The sequence below is a fragment of the Solwaraspora sp. WMMA2080 genome (assembly GCF_027497395.1).
In the GTDB taxonomy this organism is placed as follows: Bacteria; Actinomycetota; Actinomycetes; order Mycobacteriales; family Micromonosporaceae; genus Micromonospora_E.
Genome location: NZ_CP114910.1, coordinates 3,365,558 through 3,387,145, shown reverse-complemented (window position 1 = coordinate 3,387,145; position 21,588 = coordinate 3,365,558). Strand labels below are relative to the sequence as shown.

Here is a 21,588-nt window from a genome sequence, read left to right as displayed (position 1 = left end):
CTTTGGGGCACGAACTGCGCGTCAGACGGCCAGTACTGCCTGCATAGCGTCGGCCACCACGATGCAGCGGAAACCGGTGTCGTCGTCGAGCATCGAGGCGTCGGCGTCGTTGAAGTTCGAGGGTGTGGCTCGCTCGAAGCCGCTGGTGAAAGCGCTGCCCTTGAGTTCGAAGCGGCCCGGTGTCGTCTCCGTCCGACACCACTCCCAGACGTTGCCACACAGGTCGAAGACCCCGTAGATGCTCGTTCCGCTCTGGTAGCGGCCGACGGGCGTGGTGTCCCTGATGCCGCCTTCGCGGACGTTGCACTTGGCAGGGGTCGGCTGGTTGCCCCAGGGATAGACGCTGCCGGTCGGGCCACGCGCTGCCTTCTCCCACTGCTGCGAGCTCGGCAGGCTCTTGTCCGCCCAGCGTGCGTAGGCGCTCGCGTCTTTCCAGGTCACGAAGACCACTGGGTGGTCGGCCAGTTCCGAGGGACAGATGCCTCCTGGCCAGTGGCCGGGAGGCTTGTAGCCGGTCGCGTCGATGAACCGCGAATAGTCCGCGTTCGTCGTGGGACGGACGTCGATGTAGAAGGCGGGAAGCCAGACTGGTTCGTTGTTCGCGCCGCTGAGGTACACACCTGCGTCGACCAGCGCCATCGCCTTGCCGTCCGCAGGATGACGCACATGCGCCGTCTCGGGCGACGGAGCCTGCTCGGGTATCGATGCGATGACTGACGCATCGATCTGCAGCGCGAAGCGTGCCTGCGCATCAGTACCGGCACGCTCAAGTGAGGTGTCGAGTGCCGCCTGGTTCATCGGACGTGGCTTGATCGCTTGACCGCCAGCTTCCCATTTGGACACCATGCGGTCTGACACGCCCAGGTGCTCGGCGAACTCGCGAACGCTCATCCGGCGCGCTTCGCGTAGTGCCCGGACCTCCCTGCCGGACCACTGACGTACGGTGGCCACCTGCGACTCCTCCACTTCCTCGCCGCCGGTCAAGTGTCGCTGCATGTTTCGATGCGAAGCTTGTCAGAGTGGCTCGCCGGGGATGGCGCTGTACTCCTTGCGGATCTGCTCGATCAGCGGAACCGTATCGGTCCATCGGGCCGCGTCGACCGCGACGATATCCCGGACTCCAACAGCAGCGTTGGTGGCAAACGCTGCGGTGTAACGATCCAGCTCCGCCAGGTTGACGCGGCGCTGAAGCCCCGCACGCTCCTGCTGAATCAGCGCCATCGTGATTCCCGGCAAGACGGGTGCCTGCGGCCACACGATCTCGTCGCCTTCGACCAGGCCGATGTTCCAGGTCGCCCCTTCGGAAATGAAGCCCTCGCCGTCCACGAGCAGGACATCATCGAAGCCAGCGAGCTGAGCCTGCCGGCGGTGGTACAGCGTCGCGAACAAGCCGATGTGCTTGACGGCTGGAGCGTCCCGGTCGTACGGGCAGGTGGTGAGCGTCAGCGGCGGCGGCGGGACCAACGACGCCGGGCGCGTCGTGACGAGCACCTGAGGGCTTGATGCGCTGGCGGGATGCCCAAGTTCGAGATTCGGGTCGAACACCGTGACTCGGGCAACGATCGACTCGGCAGAACCGTCCACCGCCTGCCGGACATAGCTGCGTACCTCGTCTCGATCGAGTTCCGCGCCGAAGAGTACGCGACAGTCCCTCGTCAGCCGGTCAAGGTGCAGCGTTAAGCCGCGCACCCGGCCGCCGTCCACTCGCATGGACGTGAAGTGACCGTAGTTGGAGAGACCGAGGATCTTCAATTGATCTAGATCAACCGGCCGGCCGTTCAGCAGCATGGTGCCAGTCTCTCGCATTGCTCCGATTCCCGGCACTGCTGGGTCTGCCAAGTTCGGCAGAAGTTCGGCACCGAGGTGGCAGAACGACATTCCCCGATGCTTCCGAGGGGCGCGAGTATGGCTACGCCCCGTTACGGCCGACCGGTCCATGACGTCGGTAGCTCCCTTTCCGCGCCACCGCGCCCGATGAAGAGGAGAGTCCCTTGCTCGACGAACGCGACATCCGAGCCCTGCTCACCCTGCGCGGCTCCGAACGAGAAGGGCTGTTCGCCCAGGCCCGCGCAGTCCGCGCCGACGTGTACGGCGACCAGGTGGTAGTACGCGCGGTTATCGAGGTGACGAACCTGTGCCGAGTCGACTGCGACTTCTGCCCGATGCGTCGATCCAACACCCGCGCCAACGACGTGTTCCACCAATCACCTGCCGAGATGATCGAGACGGCGGTCGGCGTGCACGCCCTCGGCGTCAACGTGATCTGCCTGCAAGGTGGCGAGGTGCCGCAGACCACCAGATCGGTCGGGACAGCACTGTCCACGATCGCCGACCTGTACGGCGGCAGAGTGGAACTGCTGTTGAATCTCGGCAACAAGACTCGTGCGGAGTACGCCTGGCTACGTGAGCAGGGCGCGACGAGCTACATCATCAAGCACGAGACCTCCGATCCGAACCTGCACCTACGGGTGCGACACGAGGCCCTTGACCGGCGTCTTTCGTGCACGGCGGACCTCCTGGACCTCGGCTACCGCGTCGGCTCGGGGATGATCGTCGGCCTGCCCGGCCAGACACTGGACAGCATCGCGCGGGACATCGTGATGTGCCGGGACATGGGCGTACACATGATGTCGGCGGCCCCGTTCGTCCCCGCGCCGGACACCCCCTTGGCTGACGCACCCGCCGGGGACGTTGAGCTGACCCTGAAGGTGATCGCAGCGATGCGGCTCGCGCAGCCGGCATGGGCGATCCCCTCGGTCAGCGCCATGCGCGCCAGCGTCGACGGCGGTCAGCGCCGCGGGTTCGACGCCGGGGCGAACGTGATCGTCTTCAACGCCACCCCGGCCGAGTTCCGCGACAAGTACCTGATCTACGGCAAGGAGCGCAAGGTATCCGGCTTCGAGTACGTCATGGACGTGATCGCGCAGGCTGGACTGACGGCGGGCGGTTCGGTGTTCCTCACCGAAGCTGGGAGGTCGTGATGGCGCTTCCCGTGATGGTGGTCGACCACCCGGTGATCATCCTCGCCCGTGGTTTCGGCACTCGGCTACAGGCGGTGGCGCGAGGCAAGCACAAGACCATCGAAATGGTGGGGGACCGTCCGATCCTCGGCTGGATCTTGCAGGAGCTTCAATCTGTCCGGCCCACGCGGCTGTACTTGCACCTGCGCGAGCCTGACGCGAAGGCCGCCGCGCTTGCCTGCAGGCACCTCCAACCGGTGGAGATCAGCATCGGCCCGCCGACCGGCTACCTGCCCGACGTAGTGGACTGCGCTCGCTACGGCGAGCGGTTCAGCGTGATCGAGGCCGACACGATCACCCATCCCGGTGCCCTCCGGAACTTCCTCATCCTCGCCGACCGGCTCGGCCCGCACGCCGACCTGTGCATGGGCGTCGCACCAGCCAGCGCCAACCCGAACGGACCAGCCGTCGTGGTCGACGACAGCGGACTCGTGACCGCCGTCAGCTGGAGCGCCCAACCGTCCGGCCTGGTGCCGTTGGGCGCATGGCACTGGACACGACGCATGGTCGCCGATGCGCCGGACTTCGCGGCCCGATCGACCAGCATCGCCGACTACATCACCTGGAGCATCCCGCGCGGTGCGCTCGTCGCGCCGATCGGCTTCCCCGCCGGGCACAACATCAACTTCCCGGCGGACCTCGACCACGCCCGGCAGCAGATCCGGATGTGGACCACTTACCAAGAACGGAGTGTCACTGCGTGAGCGTCGCCATCGTGACCGGCTCGGCTGGACTCATCGGGTCGGAGACCGTACGCCACTTCGCCAGCCTCGGCCTGGACGTCGTGGGCATCGACAACGACATGCGCCGGTACTTCTTCGGCAAGGACGGCACCACACTGCCCAACGCCATCAAGCTGATCAACGAGCTCGGAGACCGGTACACCCACCTGGAGCACGACATCCGCGACCGCACGGCGCTCGGCAAGGTCTTCGCCCACTACGGCAGCAGTATCGCCGTGGTGGTGCACGCGGCCGGCCAACCAAGCCACGACTGGGCAGTACGCGAACCGTTGACGGACTTCGACGTCAACGCCGTCGGCACCGTCAACATGCTCGAACACACCCGCAACCACTGCCCGGACGCGGCGTTCATCTTCACCTCTACCAACAAGGTCTACGGCGACCGCCCCAACCAGCTTCCCCTCGTCGAGCTGGACACCCGGTGGGAGATCGAACCCGGCCACGAATACGCCGACGGGATCACCGAGGAGATGCCCATCGACTCGTGCCTTCATTCGATCTTCGGCGTCGGCAAGGTCGCAGCGGACATCGCGGTGCAGGAGTACGGCCGCTACTTCGGCCTCAACACCGCCACGTTCCGATGCGGCACCCTAACCGGACCAGCGCACGCAGCGGCCGAGCTGCACGGGTTCCTGGCCTACCTGATGCGCTGCGCCATGGAGCAACGCACATACCGAATCTTCGGGTACCAGGGCAAGCAAGTCCGCGACGCGATCCACTCCCATGACCTGGTCGCCGCGTTCGAGGCGTTCTTCCGCGCACCACGCCCAGGCGAGATCTACAACATGGGCGGCGGCAGGCACTCACACGTCAGCCTGATGGAGGCGACCGCACTCGCCGAGAAGATCACCGGCGAGCAGATGATCACCGAATATCACGAGGAGAACCGGATCGGTGACCACATCTGGTGGGTCGGCAGCACGGCGAAGTTCGCCAGTCACTACCCGAACTGGTGGTACAGCTACGACGTGGAGGCGATCCTGGCCGAGATGTACGAGGTCAACCGGGATACGTGGGTCAACCGGCGGTGATCAGCTCGTGGTACAGCGGAGAGTCCAGGAAGCGCGGGACGATCTCGCCGTAGGCCTGGCCGAACTCCAAGGCGCGCACGTCGGTGCCGGCCACGAATCGCATCGCGGCACCCTCCCCGCAGACCACATCCTCGTCGGTGGCGTCGGTTGGCGCGTAGAAGATCGAGAACTCGCCAACCGCGCCGGGAAACTTCGCCGACGGGGCGAGACCCTGCCAGAACAGGTGCAGCTCATCCACCTTGAGACCGGTCTCCTCGATCAGCTCGCGGTGAGCGGCCGTCAGTGGGTCCTCGCCTGGGTCGACGTTCCCGCCCGGCAAGCACCAGCGGTGCGGGTCTACGTGGGTGTTGCCGTCACGGAGCTGCAACAACACTCGACCTGCCGGATCGACCAAGATCACGCCTGCAATCCGAGCATCCACTCGTTCTGCCACCCGAGCAGCCTACTGCTGCCCTGAAGAAGGGTGGCGTCGATCCCGGCGTTCGGCGACGTGTGCCGTCGGATGTCCGTACCAGCGGCCCTGTGGGCGTACTCGCCGTTTGTGGCTGCGTGCGCAGGGCGGGCGGCCCGACCTCCGCGCCCCCGTTCGGGGTCGGGCCGCCCATCCCACCTTCCCCACCGAACCGCGATGTAGCGGCGATCCCGTGACCTTCGAAAGGGCGGTCCCACCCGTGCGCAGACTCCTCGACCGTGTCCTGTTCCCTCGGCGTACTCGGCGGCAGGCCCGGCTGCTCGCCAGCCTCGCCGACCAGACCCGGCCGCCCGCCCGGCCTCCGGCTGCTGCTGGCGTCGGCGGCGGGTCGCGTCCGCCGGCCCGGCACGGCGGCAACTCCGCCACCCACCTCTACTACGGCGCAAGCGTGGTGCGGCCGTCGATCAGCCCCGGGCTGGTCCGCGACCGGCGGTTCCCGGTCCGCACCCGGCGCGGTTGTGACCCGACCGAGGTACGCGCCTTCCTGCACCTGGTCGCCGACGAGTTGGCGGCGGTGCGGGCCGAGTTGGCGGTCACCCGGGACGAGAACGTGCGGATCAAGCAGGCGTTGCGGGACTGGCAGTCGCGGCAGTTCCAGGCCGGGATGCCGGCCTGATCCGGTCGACCCCGGCCCGCCGGCAGGTGAACACAGTGGACGATGCAGGGGGAGGGGTAGCTTGATGCTGGATGTGGTGCTCGCCGCCATCATCGCGCTGCTGGTCGGCGCGGTGGTCGGGTTCGGTTTGTGTCGGCATCGGCACCGCTGGTGTCCCGGCTGCGGCCGTACCCTGACCTGCCCGGCGTGTCCGACCGGCGGGCTGCTGCCCGCGCAGGTCGAGGCGGCCGGGCGTCGGTGGGCGCCGCAGCCGGCGCGGACCGCGACCCTGCGGCGGACCTGGGTGTGGCCCGGCCGGGCCCGGCGGCGGGTCGGGCGGTGACCGCGCGGGTGGTGGCCGTGGTGGGCCGGGTCGGGCATGTGGCGTGGCGTCCGTCGTGGCGGTGCCGGGCCTGCCGCCGGCCGTGGCCGTGCGAGCCGGCCCGCGCCGAGCTGCTGGCGAGCTTCGACCGGATCGGCCGATGCATGTACGTGGCCGAGCTCGCCGCCGAAGCCGCCCGTGACCTGCCCGGCCTGACTCCGGAGCAGACGTACGCGCGGTTCATCGCGTGGGCGCGGCGGCGGGGGCCGGCATGACGGTCTACCGCACCCGGACCACCACGGCCGCCGCCGCTGTTGCTTCCGGTGGTGGGGTGCCGGTGCCGGCTGCGGCGGTACGGGGCCGGTCGCCGCTGCTGGCGGACGAGTTCTTCCTGCTGGCGCATGATGATGTGACGGGTCGGCCGCGTCTGCCGGCCGGGCCGGTCGGGTACGGTCTGGCCGCCGCGCTGCTGGCCGACCTGGTCGACGCGGGCGCGTTGCGGGTGCACGACGGCCGGTTGTGGCTGGCCGCGCGGCACGTGCCGGTGGACGTGCTCGGCGGCTGGATCCTGCGCTGGCTGGACGCGGAGCCGAGGCACCGGCGGGTGGGGACGTGGTTGGCGTTGCTGGCGCCGCGGGCGCACGGCCAGGTCGCGCGGCGGCTGACCGCGGCGGGCGTGGTCCGGCCCCGGACGGTACGCCGCCGGCTGCTGACCACCGCCGTGGTCCATGTGCCGGCGGACATGAACCGGGCCGCCTGGGCCTGGGCCCGTCTGACCGTACGCCTACAGCGCGGTGAACCGTTGCCGGCTTTTGAGGCGCGGCTGGGCGGGTTGTGTCTGGTGACCGGGCTGGACGACTTCGTGCTCACCGGCCTGCCGGCGGCGGCCCGCCGTCATCTGCACCGGGAGACCGCAGCCCGCCTGCCGGCCGAGATCGCCGAACTGTTCACGATCGCCCGCCACCGCCTCGACGGCGCCGCCCACCGCCGCCGCTGACCCTCCCCACTAACCCTGCTGCATCCCCTTGAAAGATCGAACTACCTGCGTGAACCGACTACCTCGGTGGGACGATACTGGTCCACGATTTGGCTCACGAACCGATCCAACGAACCTTGGGCTCGCTGACCACCATCATCGATGCTGTTGTCGATCTGGTGCACGCGACCGCGCCACCGGAGGTGACGGGCAAGCTGGTGCGAGTCGTCCGAGCCGTAGAGCCCTTGCTCGGCGATGCTGGGTAGCAGGTGGTTGTCCGGCAGGACCAAGGATAGCGTTCCGCCGTCGATGCGGGACTCGGGTGGCTCCGCACGTCGGCGCAGTCGCGTGGCACGCAGTTCCGCCGGCGCAGTTACGTACAGGACCTGGGATCGCGACCGGATGTCATCGAATTCGTACAGCGCCCTAACTAGGTCCGATCGTGCGAACTCAACCAACGTCACCTCCGACTCGTTCAGAGTGTTCCGTACGACGTTGGCGAGCGCACGCAGCGCAGGCGTCAAGACGCTTTCGCTCCCGACGGTGAACGCGCCACCGGGGTATGGCGTGAACCCACCAGTCGTCGTCCCTTCAAGCTTGAGTAGTTCGTGGATGAAGCCCTGGAAGGCGTATGGGTAGTCGCTGAGCGAGCGGCATCGAACCCGGCTGCGCTGGAGCATCTCGACGATAATCTTGCGGAGATGGGATTTCCCGGTTCCAGGGAGTCCGACAACGAATATGACGGATGCACTGTGGCGGAAGGCCAGGTGCGGGAGCACCTTCTCCACCACGCCGTTGCTCAGGCCAAGGTTGTGGCGGGCGGCCTGAAGTGATCGGACGACCTGCGCGACATTGGGGGTCCCGCCTTCTCCGGCCTGGTTGAGAATCTTTTCTGCTATAACCGTTTCGAGGGAGTTTGATGCGCGCCATTCTTTTTCGAAATGGTCGCCGAACACTTGGACCGGGCTGGTGCCGGAGATTCGCGCCGGCTGGTCACGATCCTTGTTGTGATGGTTGACGATCGCGGTCGGTTCGATTCCGTTTTGCCCAGAGAAAATATGGTAGCTAAGGCTTTCTGCGCCTAGGCCGCGCTCGGCGACGTTGACATCGATTCCACGAGAGACAAGTTCAGAGCCTGCTCGCAGACAATTGTCGGAGTCCAAGGTCAGCACGCGGACCCTGCCGCGTTTGTTGATTTCGTCCCACGAGTCCTGGATCTCCGCGACGTGCTTCTCCTGGCCGGCTGGAGACAACCGTGGTGCGACCACGGAGAGCTCTGAGACGCCTACGCGGAGCGACTCCCGGAGTACGCTGCCGAGGTATGTGGCTCGCCAGACGGATCGGACCAACGCGGTCGGAACCCGACGCTTCCGCCACAGGATCCCCAAAATGGTGCCGGTCGCAGCAACGATCAGCCCGCTTGCTACCGGGAAAAGGACGTCGCCCAGAACATCCATGATCGCCACCTCCGTATGCTGCGTCTGGCGTTGCAGGCTGGCATTGCCCTATGCGTGGTCTCGATAAACAGCGATGAAAGTCGATGCTGAACGTTGCGAGGTCCGAGCACCTGGTCCCAGTGACAGGTCTTGGTCTCAGCCGAGTTAGTTGACCCGCCGACTACGCAACGGCTTGCATCTGCCGGCGTCGCTAGCAGGTTGATCAGGATCCCTGTCGGCTTGCGCAAGATCGTCATCCACCTGAGTGAGCTGTCTGATCTCCTCGTGGTCCCGATCAAGATCGCGTTAAACGATCTTGAAGCGTTCGCCAAGCCGCGCCGGCAGCCCTGCGCGAGGCTGACGATTGACTCGTGGAGTTCGAAGTGAGTTCTCGGCGTATAGACCAGACTGCTTGACTGTTCTGGCAGCGCGGTGCCCTGTTTGATGGAGAAGCGCAGCTGCCCAGGCGGTTGACGTGACTGGGCCACGGGTGGGACAGGAACACGCCGTCGCCTGCACGGGTGCCTTGCCGGGTATCCATAGAGGGGTGTGATTTTCGCACCGTAGTAGAAGAGTGGAGCTCCGATGCGTGCGCGGCTGCGAAGCTGGGCAGCGGTGGGCGGCCGGGTGGCCGCTGCCCGCGAGCTGGCCGGGTTCAGCCAGCGTGAGCTGGCCGAACGACTCGACATACACCGTTCGGCGTTGACCCGTGTCGAGCTCGGCCAGCGTCAACTGGACGCGCTTGAGCTGGCACGGATCGCCGAGCTGCTCGGCCGTACCGTCGAATGGTTTCTCACCGCCCCGGCGGAGACCCTCGTCAGCAGGCGGGCCGGGATCTCGGCCGACCAGGACGTGCAGCGACTGGAAGACGCGCTGGACCGCGTGAGCCGCGACGTCGAGCTGCTGTCCGACGTCGGAGCACTGACGATGGCGGCCACAGGCCTGCAATCGGGCGTCACCACACTCGCCGAAGCGGAAGCCGGCGCGGCCGAAGCGCGCGCCCTGCTCGGCTGCGGAGACGGCCCCCTGGTCGACCTGCAGGCGGCGGTCGAGCGGCTGGGCCTGCTCGCGTTCTCGCTCGACCTGGGTCCGGGGGTGATCGACGGCGGCTACCTGCGGGTTGGTCAAACAGGTGTGGCGCTGGTCAACGGTGCCGCGATCGCCGGTCGGCGGCGGGTGAATCTCGCGCACGAGCTCGGTCACCACCTGCTCGCCGATGAGTACACAGCGGACGTCGGTGGCGGCTCCGGCCGGTCCGACCGCGAAGCGCTGATCGACGCCTTCGCGATCCACTTCCTCATGCCACGAACGTCGGTCATTGCCCGCTGGGCCGAGCTGTCGGGCGAGTGGGACCACCCTCGGCAACGGCTGATCGTCCTGGCCGCCGAATACCGGGTGAGCTGGTCGGCGGCCGTTTCCCACGCGTACACCTTGGAGCTGATCTCCCGGGCCGAGTTCGAGCTGCTGCAGGTGCAGCGGCCGACTGCCGGCGACTACCTCGAGGTACGCGGCGCGCGGTTCGCGCAGGAGCTTCGGTCTCCGGCGCTCGCCCCGGCGTACGCGCAGGCGGCGATGCGCGCCTACCGGCGCGGCGTGATCAGCGCGGACCGGGTCGTCGAGCTGCTGCACCGGACCGTGACCCTCGACGACCTGCCCTCCCCGCACCCGATGCCCATCGAAGCGTCGCTGCGAACCAGCAGCCCATGATGGCCAGCTGACAGGTACAGCACGGCAATCGTCACCGGTCGCAAGGAGCACTATGCTCCATGAATTCGTCCAGCACGCCTATCCTGGCCTTGCTGTGGCCTCGTTCTGGGACGACAGCGAGTACGCGCTTGACACCTACGTCGACGCGCCGCCGTCGGACGCTCTGATCGCATCGGTGCAGGCCGAACTGGGCTTCCGTCTGCCGACGTCGTACCTGACGCTGATGAGGTCGCACAACGGCGGGATACCGCGTGACCCGTGCTGCCCTGCGCCGAGCCGGACCACATGGGCGCAGGATCACGTCGCCGTGGACGGCATCATGGGGATCGGGAGGAAGAAGCGATACTCGCTGGCAGGTGAAGCCGGCAGTCGGTTCTGGATCGAGGAATGGGCCTATCCGCCGATCGGCGTGTACTTCGCAACCTGCCCCTCTGCTGGGCACGACATGATCGCGTTCGACTACCGGGACTGCGGCCCGGACGGCGAGCCGCAGGTGGTCCATGTAGATCAAGAGTGGGACTACCAGGTGACCGTGCTCGCCCCAGACTTCGTGTCCTTCCTGCAGGCTCTGCGGCCCGAGAGCGAGTACGACGAGTGCTGAGAGAAGCGGACGTCATGGGATCGCCCGAATCAGTGACGACAGAGCTCGTCGCCCGTACTGCGGGCGGCGGACACGGGTGTCGAGACGGCGGGGACTTCATCGAGGTGAGGCTCAGATACCTCACCTCGCGATTTTGACGTGCGTCAGCCTCACCTCGACGACACATTTGGATGCCAGACCAGCCCGGCTACCCGCCGGCACGTGAGCACGCGCGCCGGCAGTAGGCGCGAGCCAGATCATGATCGATCGGCGTAGTCCGGTGACGACAACGATCGGTGGGCTGGTGGACGCATGGCCAGACGACGACGCACACCGCGGCGCATCCGGCGGGAGGCGCCAGGCTGATCGTTGAGGGCCGACACCTCGAAGGGTTCAAGCTCGGGACGCTCAGCCAGGGCGAGGGCACAGGCATACGGCCTGACGTCCGGCAGCCGCAGCATCATCAGCGTTTGCGCCAGTACGCCGAGCAGCACTGTCCGGTCGGCGTTCGGGTGCCGGGCGGTCGTGGCGAGCAAGCGATTGCGATCCCATCGGTCGAGGTCGTCTGTCGGCAAGGTAGACAGGGTTCGTGCGTCGGCGAGCGGATGTTCGGCGACCGCTTGGCGCACGAACGAGTACGGGCTGGTCGCCAGGGTATGCAACACCGCCTGGTCGATTCGAGGATCGGCGACGAGATCCAGGTAGTCCCGAGGCGAACGCGAGCGGGGCAGCAATTCGTCGATGTCAGCCAGCGCCATACCAGCGTCCGGCGCGACCGGCTGGATGGACGCCGCAGGTCGGGCAGACGCGGCCGGGTCGGTGCCGTTCGTTGCCGCACGCGAGGCAGTGCGTATCGGAGTTGATGCCGGCTGCTTGGCGGTCGAGGACCGCTTGGACGACGGTGTCCAGTGGTGCTGTCGGGTGGTGTTCCGGGTCGGGGCAGTAGGCGATGTCTGACCAGCCCCACGAGTTCCAGGGCGGCGATGTCCGTAAGCACCGCCGGCCAGCCAGCTTCTCCTGACGGCGCTGGCCGGCGTACTCGGCTGCGCGGGGCAGGACCACGTCGCGTACCCGCTGCAGTTCGTCGACGGCGCGGACGAGCGCGCCGGGGTCGTCGTCGGGCCGGCGTGGGATGCGCGCGGAGGCGACCAGGTAATGCCAGGTGGCGCGGAATCCGTACGGCGCGCAGTGCTGGGTGCACTCCCGCAACGCGGACAGCCTGCGTTGTGGCGCAAGCGTGCTGTCGCGTACGCGGCGCGCCTGCGCCGGGAAGCTGGTCATGGACCCGATCATCGCCCTCGCCGTAACGCGGCGCGACAGGGTTCTCTGGCCGGACCATCTCGCGGGGCTTGGTCGCCGGTAGCTCTATGTTCAGGCAGCGTTGAGCTTTCGCAAGACGTACTGGTTGAGGCTCATGCCATCCTCAGCGGCGCGGATAGCCAGTTCGCGGTGCAGGCTCTCTCCGACGCGGAGGTTGAACTTGCCTGAGTAGCTGCGGTCAGCGAACGGCTGCGGCACCTGCTCGCCCTGCTCCTCCATGTCGGCGAGCACTTCACGCAGTAGATCCTGGATTCCCTGGAGAGCCTTGATCTGGGTGGATGCTAGCCACGAGAGGGATGGGAACTCGGCGCAGGTAGCGAGAAACTCGCCGTCCTCGGCCGACCACGTGACGCGGTAGGTGAAGTGAGACACCTTGGGCCGGTCAGCGGACTGCATCACAGCACCTCCTTCTTCTCGATCGCCTTGAGCACCTGCCGCACCTGATACGCCTTGGCCTTTCCTTTGTCGTTTTGGATATTGACTCGAGGGTCGCCCGGCCAGGGCATCTTGAACACGGCATGGGAGCTGCTGTCTTGTCGCGGCTTCCCGAAGTAGTGCTCGCACACCCGGTAGAGGTCGTTGTAGGCGATGTTCTGCTGGCTTCTTCGCATCGCTTCAACGAGCTTCTCTACGGACGGCATGGGTCGATGGTACCGCTGGTGGTACTACACCTGCAACCTGTCGAGGTATGCAAGGCGTACCAGATCTTGCCGATCTATCCTTCAGTAGTGCGATTTTCGCACCATTGAGGCGGGAGTGGGGCTGTGATGCGTGCACGGCTGCGAAGCTGGACAGCGGTGGGTGGCCGGGTGGCAGCCGCCCGCGAGCTGGCCGGGTTCAGCCAGCGTGAGCTGTCCGAACGACTCGGCATCCACCGCTCGGCGTTGACCCGTGTCGAGCTCGGCCAGCGTCAACTGGACGCGCTCGAGCTGTCGCGGATCGCCGAGCTGCTCGGCCGTACCGTCGAGTGGTTTCTCACCGTCCCGGCGGAGACCCTCGTCAGCAGGCGGGCCGGGATCTCGGCCGACCATGGCGTGCAGCGACTGGAAGACGCGCTGGACCGCGTGAGCCGCGACGTCGAGCTGCTGTCCGACGTCGGAGCACTGACGATGGCGGCCACAGGCCTGCAATCGGGCGTCACCACACTCGCCGAAGCGGAAGCCGGCGCGGCCGAAGCGCGCGCCTTGCTCGGCTGCGGAGACGGCCCCTTGGTCGACCTGCAGGCGATGGTCGAGCGGCTGGGCCTGCTCGCGTTCTCGCTCGACCTGGGTCCGGGGGTGATCGACGGCGGCTATCTGCGGACCGGTCAAGTGGGCGTGGCGCTGGTCAACGGTGCCGCGATCGCCGGTCAGCGGCGGGTGAATCTCGCGCACGAGCTCGGTCACCACCTGCTCGCCGACTAGTACGCGGCGGACGTCAGTGGCGGCTCCGGCCGGTCCGAGCGGGAAGCGTTGATCGACGCCTTCGCGATCCACTTCCTGATGCCCGGGCCGTCAGTCAGGTCCCGCTGGGCCGAGCTGTCGGGCGAGTGGGACTACCCCCGTCAACGACTGTTCGTCCTGTCGGCCGAGTATCGGGTGAACTGGTCGGCGGTTGTTTCCCACGCGTACACCTTGGAACTGATATCCCGGGCCGAGCGCGACCTGTTGCAGGCGCAGCGGCCGACCGTCGGCGACTACATCGAGGTACGTGGCGCGCGGTTCGCGCAGGAGCTTCGGTCGCCGGCGCTCGCCCCGGCGTACGCGCAGGCGGCGATGCGCGCCTACCGGCGGGGCGTGATCAGCGCCGACCGAGTCGTCGAGCTGCTGCACGGCACCGTGACCCTCGACGATCTGCCCACCCCCGCATCAGATGCCCATCGAAGCGCGGCTGACGGCCGACGTGCATCGAGGTGACGCTCGGACACCTCACGGGGCAATTTTGACGTGCGTAGGCGTCACCTCGACGGAGCATCCGAAGCGGCTGCTGGAGTTGTACGAGCTCCGGGCTGCGACCACAGCCGCCTGGAGGTGCCCGGCCTCGACTCCGCGAACGTTGAGCGGCGGGTGCACGCTCCGGACAAAGTTGGGCCTCGATCGTTTCCGGCTCCGCGGCCTCCGCCCAGGTCAGGCGCAGGTTTGCGGGCATCCACGCGGTCAGCCGGTTTCACCCTCAGGGATCAGGACCACCCGATCGGTCCAGGTTGTCCGGTACCCCTCGGACACCAGATGCCCGGCCAACGTACGACGCAAGGTCGAACTGCCCGAACGCCCCTGGTGCTGGCGGACCGATCAGCGGGCTGCGCGCTACCGGCGGCACGTGGTCAGTTGATTGCGCCCTACGATTGTTCGCCGGGACCCAACAGCCGAGCGCCATGGAGCAGATATGCCGTTGACGCTGCGCCATGCCCTGGATGATCCGCCGCTGCGGCCGCTGCGGCCGCTGCCGGCTCCGGTCGGTGACCTTCTGCTCAGGCTCGACGCGCCGCCGCGGCTGGCCGCGCATCTGCGCGCCGTACACGACGTCGCCGCCCAGCTCACGGACTGGCTGACCGTTCACTACCCGACCCTGACCGTCGACCGCGACGCCGTACTCTTCGGCGCAGCCACCCACGACATCGGCAAGACCGTTCACGTGGCGGAGCTCTCCGGGCCGGGTTCGGGGCACGAGCCGGCCGGTCAACAGCTTCTGCTCGACGCCGGCATCGATCCGTACCTGGCACGCTTCGCCGCGACGCACGCCAGTTGGCAGTCGCCCGGCATCGAGTGCGAAGACCTGCTCGTCAGCCTCGCCGACAAGATCTGGAAAGCCAAACGGGTCGTCGACCTCGAACAACTCGTCGTCGACCGTCTCGCTGCCGCCTCCGGGCAGGAACCCTGGCAGGCCTTCGTCAACCTCGACGATCACCTTGACGGCATCGCGGCGGACGCTGACCAGCGGCTCGCCTTCCAGAACAGCTACCCCATCACGGACGGCTGACGTCGGTGCGCGGTTCGTTGGCGGTCTATCCCGGTACGTTCGACCCGTTCACCCCGGGGCACGGCGACCTGGTGGCCCGTGCCCGGGTGATGTTCGACCGGATCATCGTGCTGCTGGCGGTGAACGCCGACAAGCAACCGACCGCCGAGGCCACGGCCAGGGCGGTACGCGTGCGCGACGCCCTCCCGGCGGACTGGGGCAACGTCGAGGTCGACGCGTGGGCCGGCCTGACCGCCACCTACTGCCTGCGCCGTGGTGCCACGGTCATCGTCCGTGGCGTGCGTACGGCTGCAGACGTCCACTACGAGCACCAGCTCGCCGCGATGAACGAGCGGCTCGGTGTCCGGACCGTCTGGTTGCCGACCCGTCCGCAGCTGGCCGCCATCTCGTCCACCGTCGCACGAGCACAGCATGCGGCGAAGTCGGCCCGTGCGTCGTACGACGCTGGGGGTCGGGTCAGTTCTCCACGAGGGTCCGCAGTGTCCGGCGAAGCTGACTTGTCGCACTCGGACTGATCCCGGCCAGGAACGCGCTCTCGGCCTTCCCGTACGCCACCTGTGCCGCGTCGTAGGTCTGCAACCCCTGTTCGGTGAGCTCAACGACGTTCCTGCGCCGGTCCGTGGGGTCCGGTCGTCGCGTGATGATGCCCTTGCGCTCAAGTACATCCAGCAAGGCGACCATCGTGGTGCGGTCGATACCGAGGGTCTGCGCCACCTGCAGCTGCGAGGTCGGTTCCCGGTGGGCCAGGACCCGGAGCGCTCCGAAGTCCTTGCTGTCGATCCCCAGTGGCTCGAGCGCTGCGTCGGTCAACGCGGTGAGCTTCAGGGCCGCGTGCTTGAGGAGGTACCCCAGGACCTCGTGCGGGTCAGCGGTGGCGCTCGGCTCGGTGGACACGGCTCCCATCTTAGGGCATAGTCTGATCGTCAGTACCGCTGACGATCAGACTTACTGCGAAAGGCTTGTCATGATCATCGTTACCGGAGGGGTCGGGTTCATCGGCTCCCACACCGTCCGCGCCCTCGCCGAGGCCGGCGAGGAGTGCGTCCTGCTCCAGCGCCGCACCCCCCAAATCCCCCCACACCTGGCGGACCTGCCCATCCACGTCGTCCAGGCCGACGTCGCCGACCTCGACGCGCTGCTCGCCGTCGGCCGGCGGTACCCGATCACCGGAATCGTGCACCTCGCCCTCGCCCTGCCCTGGCCGGCGACCGACGTCGACCCGATCGGAGCGACGGGAGGAGCCCTGGAGGCGTTCCTCAACATCGTCCGCGTCGCGCAGACCTGGGGTGTGCGCCGCGTCGTCACCGCCAGCACCATCGGCGTCTACGGCTTCACCTCTGAAGGTGCGCTCACCGAGGACGTGCCGATCCCCTTGGGGCACGTCCACGCCATCCCGACGTTCAAGAAGATCACCGAACTCCTCGCCGGCCACCTCTCAGACGTGACCGACGTGGACATCATCAACGCCCGCATCTGCGGCACCTGGGGTCCCGGCGGACACCTGCCCGACCCGTTCTTCGCCGCGCCCTCCCTGGCTCATGCCGCAGCCCGGCGCAGCGAACCCGACCTGTCCGGACTCCTCGCACCGCCGCACGCCGAAGACGCTCTCGACCTGCTCTACGTCAAGGACACCGGTCGCGCACTCGCGCTGCTGCAGCTCGCCGAGAAGCTGACCAACTCCACGTACAACGTCGCCTCTGGTCGCGCCACAAGCAACGCCGACGTCGTCACCGCGATCGCCTCTGTCGAGCCCGGCTTCCAGTGCGAACTTGCCTCGGGCGGAGGCCGCCCGGTGAGCTGGCTCGACATCACCCGCCTGCGCGAGGACACCGGATTCAACCCCCAGTACGACACCGCCGCGGCTGCCGCTGACTACATCGCCTGGCTGCGCGCGGGAAACCAGCGGTAGCTCCCGGCCGACTGTGTGGGTGAGGGGGTGTGGTCCGGCCTGGCCGGGATGCCCGGCAGCGATGCTCCTACCTCATTCGGCCCCGGTAGCCGACAGGGCCCTCTCCGACCCGCTGGTGGGTCCCCAGGAAGGTGTCGTCACGGAAGGCGATCGTGCCGTTTCCGCCCCGGTTGTCGCGCCAGGCCAACCGGGTGAGCGGGCGACCACCCACCCCCACCGCGAGCAGGAGGTCGTGCGAGGGATACCAGCCACCACCCCAGCCTTCCTGGGCCACGTATCGCGAGGTATCCCTGGTGGCGGGACTACGTTCGATGAGCTGGCCCCGGAACTCCTTCGGTCGCTTGCCCGGCCGGCGACACCAGCCGTAGAAGGCGGCTTGCTGGGCCTCGAAGGTGACGGCGTACTCGGCGCCGGACTCGTCCGCCCAGGCCACGTGCTCGAGCAGGCAATGCTCGCCCCGGTCGATGAAGAGAGTGACCTCACCCCGGCTGGTGGCGTACCTCAGCACCGGATCTGCGATCAGCTGGCTTTCGAGCGCCGACCTGGCCTGGTCATGTGCGTGCATCGGGTCGATCGTCACCCGGTACAGCCACAGCATGCTCTTGGCGTCGCCACCGCTTTCCACCCGCAGCGTATTGCGGCCGGCCAGCAGATCCTCGGCCGAGACCGCGAAGATCAGCCGCTGCGGCAGCCCGCCACCGTTCGGGATCCGCAGCCGGTCGGCCAGTGGCCTGCCGTTGAGGCGAACGGTCAGCGGGGCGTGTCCGGGCGAGCCGGAGAGCATCGACGCGAGCGCCACGACGGCGACGCATGCCTCGCCGACGACGCCCGGATCGGGTACGTCGAACTCCAGCTCGACCGAGCCGCATGCATTGATGGCCAGGTGACCGTCGGCGTTCCACGACCGGTCGATGCCGGTGATGGTCACGTTGCCGGTGCGCGCCGGGTCGGTGCCGAAGTCGGCGTAGGTGGGCTCCATCTGGACGCCGGTGCGGTCGTCGACATGTGCGGCAGGAGCCGGCTGCGGGTCCAGCAGCACCTCGTACGTCGCGACCGTGCGTTCGTTCTTGCCGTACCCGATGTTGGCCGCGCCGAAAGCGGGCCGCACCTTGCCGACGTGCAGCGCGCCGGGCGCGACCGCGGCACGGGCGACGTAGAGCGGTTCGCCGCTGTGCTCCCGGCCCACCGGCGTCGCGTCCGACGGCACTGCGCCGTCTGACCCGATGCCCCAGACGCCGCGATCCATCAGCACTTCGTACTCGTCGACGCTGACCTCCGCGCCGCCCCAGGCGATAAGGGCGGCACCAAGATCAGGACGGACCCGGCCCGGGTGCATACCCCCGTGCAGCTCGGCGCGGCACACCCAGAGCAGCGCGCCGTTCTCCTCGTAGCCGTGGGGTGCCGCGCCGGCCGGGATCTGTCCTGCGCTGGCGGTCTCCCAACGGTATCCGCTTTCGGGCTCTTCCATCCATGAAGGATAGTTCAGCTCCTCGGGCCGACGGCCACCCTGGGTCGTCAGGACGCCGTCAGGGTCTACCTGTCCCGGGTGGCGTCCTGCTGTTCAAGCCAGGTCAGGATCGTCCGGGTCGTCTCTTCCGGCTTCTCCTGCTGGATCCAGTGCCCGCAGTCCAGGGTGACCACGTCCACATTGGGCACGAACTCCGCCAGCCTGGCGGACTTGGCGATCGTGTCCCGGTCGCCGTAGATCATGAGGGTGGGCTGTCGGATGATCGGGTCGACGTCCGCCAGCAGATGCCAGTTGCGGTCGAGGTTGCGGTACCAGTTGATGCTGCCGGTGAACCCGGTCGACTCGAACGCGGCGACGAAGACGGCCAGTTCGCTGTCGCTCATCACCGGCTCACCGAGTGGTGCTGCCGCCCTGGCCAGCTCGATGAACGCCATGCCCGGCCGAGGCTCCATCAGGGGCAGGTTCTTCCGGTACAGGTTGCGCAGGAACTGGTAGGTGTTCTCGTCGAACACGGCGTCCGCGACACCCGGCTGCCGGTTGAAGTGGACGAAGTAGAAGTCGCCACCGAGTACGGATTCCATCAGCTCGATCCAGGGCGTCTCGCCGCGCTCCTGGTACGGCAGACTCAGGTTGATCACCTTGTTGACGCGGTCCGGATGCAGCAGGGTCAGCCCCCAGACGACCATCGCACCCCAGTCGTGGCCGACGAAGGTGGCATCGTCGTACCCGTAGTGATCGAGCAGCGCGACGAGATCACCCGACAGGTGCGCGATGTCGTAGTCGGTCACCTCGCTCGGGCGCGACGAATTGCCGTAGCCGCGCTGGTTCGGGACGATGACGTGGTAGCCCGCTTCAGCGAGGGCCGGCATCTGGTGACGCCACGAGTAGGCATGCTCCGGCCAGCCGTGACAGAGCACGATCGGCTTTCCGGCATTCTGCCGGCCAGCCTCGAAGACTTCGAGCTTCACACCGTTGACGGGGACAAGACTGGGTTCGGGAAAGTTCATGTCGCCATCCTGCCGACCATAACCGGTCACCTCATGACCGGTCTATCTGACAATCTTGGCGGCATGCGAACCGACCGGCTGGTGGCCGTACTCCTGCTGCTGCAACAGCGCGAGCAGGTGACCGCGGCGGAGGTCGCCCGGGAGCTGGAGGTCTCCGAACGCACCGCCCGCCGCGACCTCGACGCCCTGGCCATGGCCGGGGTGCCCGTGTACTCGACGCAGGGCCGGGGCGGCGGCTGGCGCCTCGTCGGCGGTGCCCGTACCGACCTGTCCGGGTTGACCGCAGGCGAGGCCCGCGCCCTGTTCCTGGTCGCCGGCCCGGCCTCGGCCGCGACACCGGAGGTGAAAGCAGCGCTGCGCAAGCTCGTCCAGGCCCTGCCGGAGCCCTTCCGGGCGCCGGCCGAGGCGGCAGCGTCGTCGATCGCGATCGACCCGCAACGATGGGGGGCGGGCCGGGCCGATCGCCCGCCGCCGCGCCTCCTCGACGAACTCCAGGACGCGGTGATCCGGGGCGTCCAGGTGCGGCTCGGCTACGTCGACAGGACCGGCACCGTGAGCGAGCGGACCGTCCACCCGCTGGGCATCGTCGCCAAGAATCCGTGGTGGTACCTCGTCGCCACCACCGGGACCGGCCGCCGGACCTTCCGGATCGACCGCGTCTCGTCCGTCGACCCCTACGACGATCCGGTGCACCGACCCGCGGACTTCGACCTTGCCGAGAGCTGGCGGGAGATCGCCGACGAGGTCGACCGCAGGCGGATGCCCGTCGAGATCCAGGCGGTCTGCGCGCCCGACGGGATCGGCACGCTCCGGATGGCGCTCGGCGACCGGCTCGAGGTGGGTGGCCCCACGGCCGACGGCCGCGTCGAGGTCGTGATCCGTGGCTACAGCGAGTACACGCTCGCCGGCGAGCTCGCCTGGCAGGTCGAATGGCTGGAGGTGACCGGCCCCGCCGGTGTGCGGGACCACCTGGCCGCGATCGGCACCGGGCTCGTCGAGCGGTACGGCTGAAAGCCCGTCGAGCGGTACGGCTGAGAGCGCCTGCGCCAGCGGAGGCCCGTCGTCACCCGGTCTGGAGCAGGCCGCGGTTGACCATGAAGTCCCGCAACGTCTCGACGTCGTCGGCGGACATCAACTCACGGGGGATCACGGTCGCCGGCATCCGGCCCACGTACACGATCCAGAAGCCGGGGGTGTCGAGCACCTTGCTGACCCTGTCCCAGGCGATGTCGCTGAACTCCGTACCGCTGCGCATCGTGATGGTGTCGTCGGTGATGTCGTAGCCGCCGTCGACCGCGTACTCGCCGGACCGGCGCCGGGCCCGCGAGCGCACCCACGGCCCGTACAGCATCGACAGCACACCGGCGGTGACCAGCGACATCCACAGCAGCGAGAACTGCTCGCCCCAGCCGTACTCCCGCCCGCCGACGAAAGCGGCCACCCCGGTCGCCGCCAGGACCGCGCCGATGTAGCCGTACTTGGCCAGCCGCACCCGGCTGAGCGCGGCGGCCGCCTTACCCGGGTAGTCGGGATCGGCGGGGACGTCGAAACGGATGCGCACGCCAGCACGATAGTGCCCACACCCGCCGCCGCCGCGAAGTCCCGCCGGGCCTGCTCGTCCAGGTCGGCCGCGTCCGCGCCGTCGAACGGCTCCCAGCCCGGAAACGGCACGACACCGGCGTCGACCTCGAAGAAGTCTGCGTACGTGTCTCCGTCGACCGCCGGGACGCCACCGATCAGCACGACCTTCGCCACCCGCTCGGGCCGGGCGTCGGCCGCCATCCAGACCAGGGTGCAGGCCGCCGAATGCCCCACCACCACCGACCTGCCCGGTCCCGCGTCCACGGCCGCGAGCACCGCGGCCAACTGGTCGGCGAGCGTCGCCGACGTGTTCCCGTCGCCTGACCCGGCAGGGTCACCGGCACCCGACGCCGGTCCATCTTCTCCAACTCGGCGGCGACGTCGGTCCACGCCGACCCGTCGAGCCACAAGCCACCGATGAGCACGATCTGTTCTGCGGTCATGGGCTCAACCTAACGGCGAT

At 68.0% G+C, this 21,588-nt stretch carries 28 protein-coding genes and 1 pseudogene; 16 read left to right on the top strand and 13 right to left on the bottom strand.

Annotation, left to right across the window (positions count from 1 at the left end; translation table 11 throughout):
- Nucleotides 1-21 precede the first annotated feature (21 nt).
- Both O7543_RS15415 and O7543_RS15410 read right to left on the bottom strand, forming a co-directional pair.
- Nucleotides 22-951: an SUMF1/EgtB/PvdO family nonheme iron enzyme gene (locus tag O7543_RS15415; protein WP_281567119.1), complete on the bottom strand. Its 930-nt coding sequence runs from the start codon at nucleotides 949-951 to the stop codon at nucleotides 22-24.
- Nucleotides 952-1,014: 63 nt separating this feature from the next.
- Nucleotides 1,015-1,788 carry an aminotransferase class IV family protein gene (locus O7543_RS15410; protein ID WP_281553187.1) on the bottom strand — a complete coding sequence of 258 codons (774 nt, stop codon included), beginning with the start codon at nucleotides 1,786-1,788 and terminating at the stop codon, nucleotides 1,015-1,017.
- Nucleotides 1,789-1,991: 203 nt separating this feature from the next.
- Here O7543_RS15410 and O7543_RS15405 point away from each other — a divergent pair, with 203 nt between their 5' ends.
- Genes O7543_RS15405 through O7543_RS15395 form a run of 3 tightly spaced genes read left to right on the top strand, consistent with a single transcriptional unit; the run spans nucleotide 1,992 to nucleotide 4,794 of the window.
- On the top strand, nucleotides 1,992-2,981 hold the full coding sequence (locus O7543_RS15405) for a radical SAM protein (protein ID WP_281553188.1): 990 nt from the start codon (nucleotides 1,992-1,994) through the stop codon (nucleotides 2,979-2,981).
- Nucleotides 2,981-3,724, top strand: a complete 744-nt coding sequence (locus O7543_RS15400) for a hypothetical protein (RefSeq protein WP_281553189.1) — start codon at nucleotides 2,981-2,983, stop codon at nucleotides 3,722-3,724. The genes O7543_RS15405 and O7543_RS15400 overlap by 1 nt, the downstream gene beginning before the upstream one ends.
- On the top strand, nucleotides 3,721-4,794 hold the full coding sequence (locus tag O7543_RS15395; RefSeq protein ID WP_281553190.1) for an NAD-dependent epimerase/dehydratase family protein: 1,074 nt from the start codon (nucleotides 3,721-3,723) through the stop codon (nucleotides 4,792-4,794). The genes O7543_RS15400 and O7543_RS15395 overlap by 4 nt, the downstream gene beginning before the upstream one ends.
- Here the strand turns inward: O7543_RS15395 and O7543_RS15390 are convergent.
- Nucleotides 4,781-5,215 carry an NUDIX domain-containing protein gene (locus O7543_RS15390; RefSeq protein ID WP_281555423.1) on the bottom strand — a complete coding sequence of 145 codons (435 nt, stop codon included), beginning with the start codon at nucleotides 5,213-5,215 and terminating at the stop codon, nucleotides 4,781-4,783. The genes O7543_RS15395 and O7543_RS15390 overlap by 14 nt on opposite strands.
- Nucleotides 5,216-5,465: 250 nt before the next feature.
- Here O7543_RS15390 and O7543_RS15385 point away from each other — a divergent pair, with 250 nt between their 5' ends.
- The 4 genes from O7543_RS15385 (at nucleotide 5,466) to O7543_RS15370 (ending at nucleotide 7,180) form a co-directional block, all read left to right on the top strand.
- A complete protein-coding gene (locus O7543_RS15385; protein ID WP_281553182.1) occupies nucleotides 5,466-5,882 on the top strand; it encodes a DivIVA domain-containing protein in 417 nt (138 codons plus the stop codon).
- Nucleotides 5,883-5,946: 64 nt separating this feature from the next.
- Nucleotides 5,947-6,204 carry a hypothetical protein gene (locus O7543_RS15380; protein WP_281567118.1) on the top strand — a complete coding sequence of 86 codons (258 nt, stop codon included), beginning with the start codon at nucleotides 5,947-5,949 and terminating at the stop codon, nucleotides 6,202-6,204.
- Nucleotides 6,201-6,458 (top strand): flavin reductase, encoded by a 258-nt coding sequence (locus tag O7543_RS15375; protein ID WP_281553184.1) that lies wholly within the window; start codon nucleotides 6,201-6,203, stop codon nucleotides 6,456-6,458. The genes O7543_RS15380 and O7543_RS15375 overlap by 4 nt, the downstream gene beginning before the upstream one ends.
- Nucleotides 6,455-7,180 (top strand): GPP34 family phosphoprotein, encoded by a 726-nt coding sequence (locus O7543_RS15370; RefSeq protein ID WP_281553191.1) that lies wholly within the window; start codon nucleotides 6,455-6,457, stop codon nucleotides 7,178-7,180. Before O7543_RS15375 ends, O7543_RS15370 begins: the two co-directional genes overlap by 4 nt.
- 41 nt (nucleotides 7,181-7,221) lie before the next feature.
- On the opposite strand, the gene O7543_RS15365 is transcribed toward O7543_RS15370, so the two are convergent.
- Complete coding sequence (locus O7543_RS15365; protein ID WP_281553192.1) at nucleotides 7,222-8,625, bottom strand: hypothetical protein; 1,404 nt, start codon at nucleotides 8,623-8,625, stop codon at nucleotides 7,222-7,224.
- Between the two features lie 210 nt (nucleotides 8,626-8,835).
- Between O7543_RS15365 and O7543_RS15360 the strand changes: the two genes are divergently transcribed.
- The 3 genes from O7543_RS15360 (at nucleotide 8,836) to O7543_RS15350 (ending at nucleotide 10,903) form a co-directional block, all read left to right on the top strand.
- Nucleotides 8,836-8,982, top strand: coding sequence for a hypothetical protein (locus O7543_RS15360; RefSeq protein WP_281553193.1), 147 nt, complete (start codon nucleotides 8,836-8,838; stop codon nucleotides 8,980-8,982).
- A gap of 198 nt (nucleotides 8,983-9,180) precedes the next feature.
- Entirely contained in the window at nucleotides 9,181-10,302 is a 1,122-nt protein-coding gene (locus O7543_RS15355) for an XRE family transcriptional regulator (RefSeq protein ID WP_281553194.1), read from the top strand.
- A gap of 52 nt (nucleotides 10,303-10,354) precedes the next feature.
- Nucleotides 10,355-10,903, top strand: coding sequence for an SMI1/KNR4 family protein (locus tag O7543_RS15350; RefSeq protein ID WP_281553195.1), 549 nt, complete (start codon nucleotides 10,355-10,357; stop codon nucleotides 10,901-10,903).
- Between the two features lie 236 nt (nucleotides 10,904-11,139).
- On the opposite strand, the gene O7543_RS15345 is transcribed toward O7543_RS15350, so the two are convergent.
- From O7543_RS15345 to O7543_RS15330, 4 genes are all read right to left on the bottom strand, one after another.
- On the bottom strand, nucleotides 11,140-11,640 hold the full coding sequence (locus O7543_RS15345) for a hypothetical protein (RefSeq protein ID WP_281553196.1): 501 nt from the start codon (nucleotides 11,638-11,640) through the stop codon (nucleotides 11,140-11,142).
- Nucleotides 11,627-12,163, bottom strand: coding sequence for a hypothetical protein (locus O7543_RS15340; protein WP_281553197.1), 537 nt, complete (start codon nucleotides 12,161-12,163; stop codon nucleotides 11,627-11,629). Before O7543_RS15340 ends, O7543_RS15345 begins: the two co-directional genes overlap by 14 nt.
- Before the next feature lie 90 nt (nucleotides 12,164-12,253).
- Complete coding sequence (locus tag O7543_RS15335) at nucleotides 12,254-12,598, bottom strand: type II toxin-antitoxin system HicB family antitoxin (protein WP_281553198.1); 345 nt, start codon at nucleotides 12,596-12,598, stop codon at nucleotides 12,254-12,256.
- Nucleotides 12,598-12,843 (bottom strand): toxin HicA, encoded by a 246-nt coding sequence (locus O7543_RS15330; protein ID WP_281553199.1) that lies wholly within the window; start codon nucleotides 12,841-12,843, stop codon nucleotides 12,598-12,600. The genes O7543_RS15335 and O7543_RS15330 overlap by 1 nt, the downstream gene beginning before the upstream one ends.
- A gap of 168 nt (nucleotides 12,844-13,011) precedes the next feature.
- On the opposite strand from O7543_RS15330, the gene O7543_RS15325 reads away from it, so the two are divergent.
- The 4 genes from O7543_RS15325 (at nucleotide 13,012) to coaD (ending at nucleotide 15,675) form a co-directional block, all read left to right on the top strand.
- Nucleotides 13,012-13,605, top strand: coding sequence for an XRE family transcriptional regulator (locus tag O7543_RS15325; protein ID WP_281553200.1), 594 nt, complete (start codon nucleotides 13,012-13,014; stop codon nucleotides 13,603-13,605).
- Between the two features lie 48 nt (nucleotides 13,606-13,653).
- Nucleotides 13,654-14,097, top strand: coding sequence for a hypothetical protein (locus O7543_RS15320; protein WP_281553201.1), 444 nt, complete (start codon nucleotides 13,654-13,656; stop codon nucleotides 14,095-14,097).
- Nucleotides 14,098-14,512: 415 nt separating this feature from the next.
- Entirely contained in the window at nucleotides 14,513-15,160 is a 648-nt protein-coding gene (locus O7543_RS15315) for an HD domain-containing protein (protein ID WP_348650011.1), read from the top strand.
- A gap of 17 nt (nucleotides 15,161-15,177) precedes the next feature.
- A complete protein-coding gene (coaD, locus tag O7543_RS15310; protein WP_281567117.1) occupies nucleotides 15,178-15,675 on the top strand; it encodes a pantetheine-phosphate adenylyltransferase in 498 nt (165 codons plus the stop codon).
- Here coaD and O7543_RS15305 read toward each other — a convergent pair.
- Nucleotides 15,617-16,054: a MarR family transcriptional regulator gene (locus O7543_RS15305; protein ID WP_281553203.1), complete on the bottom strand. Its 438-nt coding sequence runs from the start codon at nucleotides 16,052-16,054 to the stop codon at nucleotides 15,617-15,619. The two genes, coaD and O7543_RS15305, sit on opposite strands and share 59 nt — an antisense overlap.
- Nucleotides 16,055-16,124: 70 nt before the next feature.
- On the opposite strand from O7543_RS15305, the gene O7543_RS15300 reads away from it, so the two are divergent.
- The gene (locus O7543_RS15300; protein WP_281553204.1) at nucleotides 16,125-17,069 is read left to right on the top strand and encodes an NAD(P)-dependent oxidoreductase; all 945 of its coding nucleotides are present in this window, start codon (nucleotides 16,125-16,127) and stop codon (nucleotides 17,067-17,069) included.
- Between the two features lie 67 nt (nucleotides 17,070-17,136).
- Here the strand turns inward: O7543_RS15300 and O7543_RS15295 are convergent, their stop codons facing one another.
- Together O7543_RS15295 and O7543_RS15290 are read right to left on the bottom strand one after the other, a co-directional pair.
- Entirely contained in the window at nucleotides 17,137-18,537 is a 1,401-nt protein-coding gene (locus O7543_RS15295) for a DM9 repeat-containing protein (protein ID WP_348650010.1), read from the bottom strand.
- Between the two features lie 65 nt (nucleotides 18,538-18,602).
- The gene (locus tag O7543_RS15290) at nucleotides 18,603-19,406 is read right to left on the bottom strand and encodes an alpha/beta hydrolase (protein WP_281567116.1); all 804 of its coding nucleotides are present in this window, start codon (nucleotides 19,404-19,406) and stop codon (nucleotides 18,603-18,605) included.
- A 36-nt stretch (nucleotides 19,407-19,442) separates the two neighbouring features.
- Here O7543_RS15290 and O7543_RS15285 point away from each other — a divergent pair, with 36 nt between their 5' ends.
- Nucleotides 19,443-20,555, top strand: coding sequence for a WYL domain-containing protein (locus O7543_RS15285; RefSeq protein ID WP_281567115.1), 1,113 nt, complete (start codon nucleotides 19,443-19,445; stop codon nucleotides 20,553-20,555).
- A gap of 52 nt (nucleotides 20,556-20,607) precedes the next feature.
- On the opposite strand, the gene O7543_RS15280 is transcribed toward O7543_RS15285, so the two are convergent.
- On the bottom strand, nucleotides 20,608-21,105 hold the full coding sequence (locus O7543_RS15280; protein ID WP_281553207.1) for a YcxB family protein: 498 nt from the start codon (nucleotides 21,103-21,105) through the stop codon (nucleotides 20,608-20,610).
- A 23-nt stretch (nucleotides 21,106-21,128) separates the two neighbouring features.
- A pseudogene (locus O7543_RS15275) lies at nucleotides 21,129-21,568 on the bottom strand (alpha/beta hydrolase); the annotation flags it as partial.
- Nucleotides 21,569-21,588: the final 20 nt, after the last annotated feature.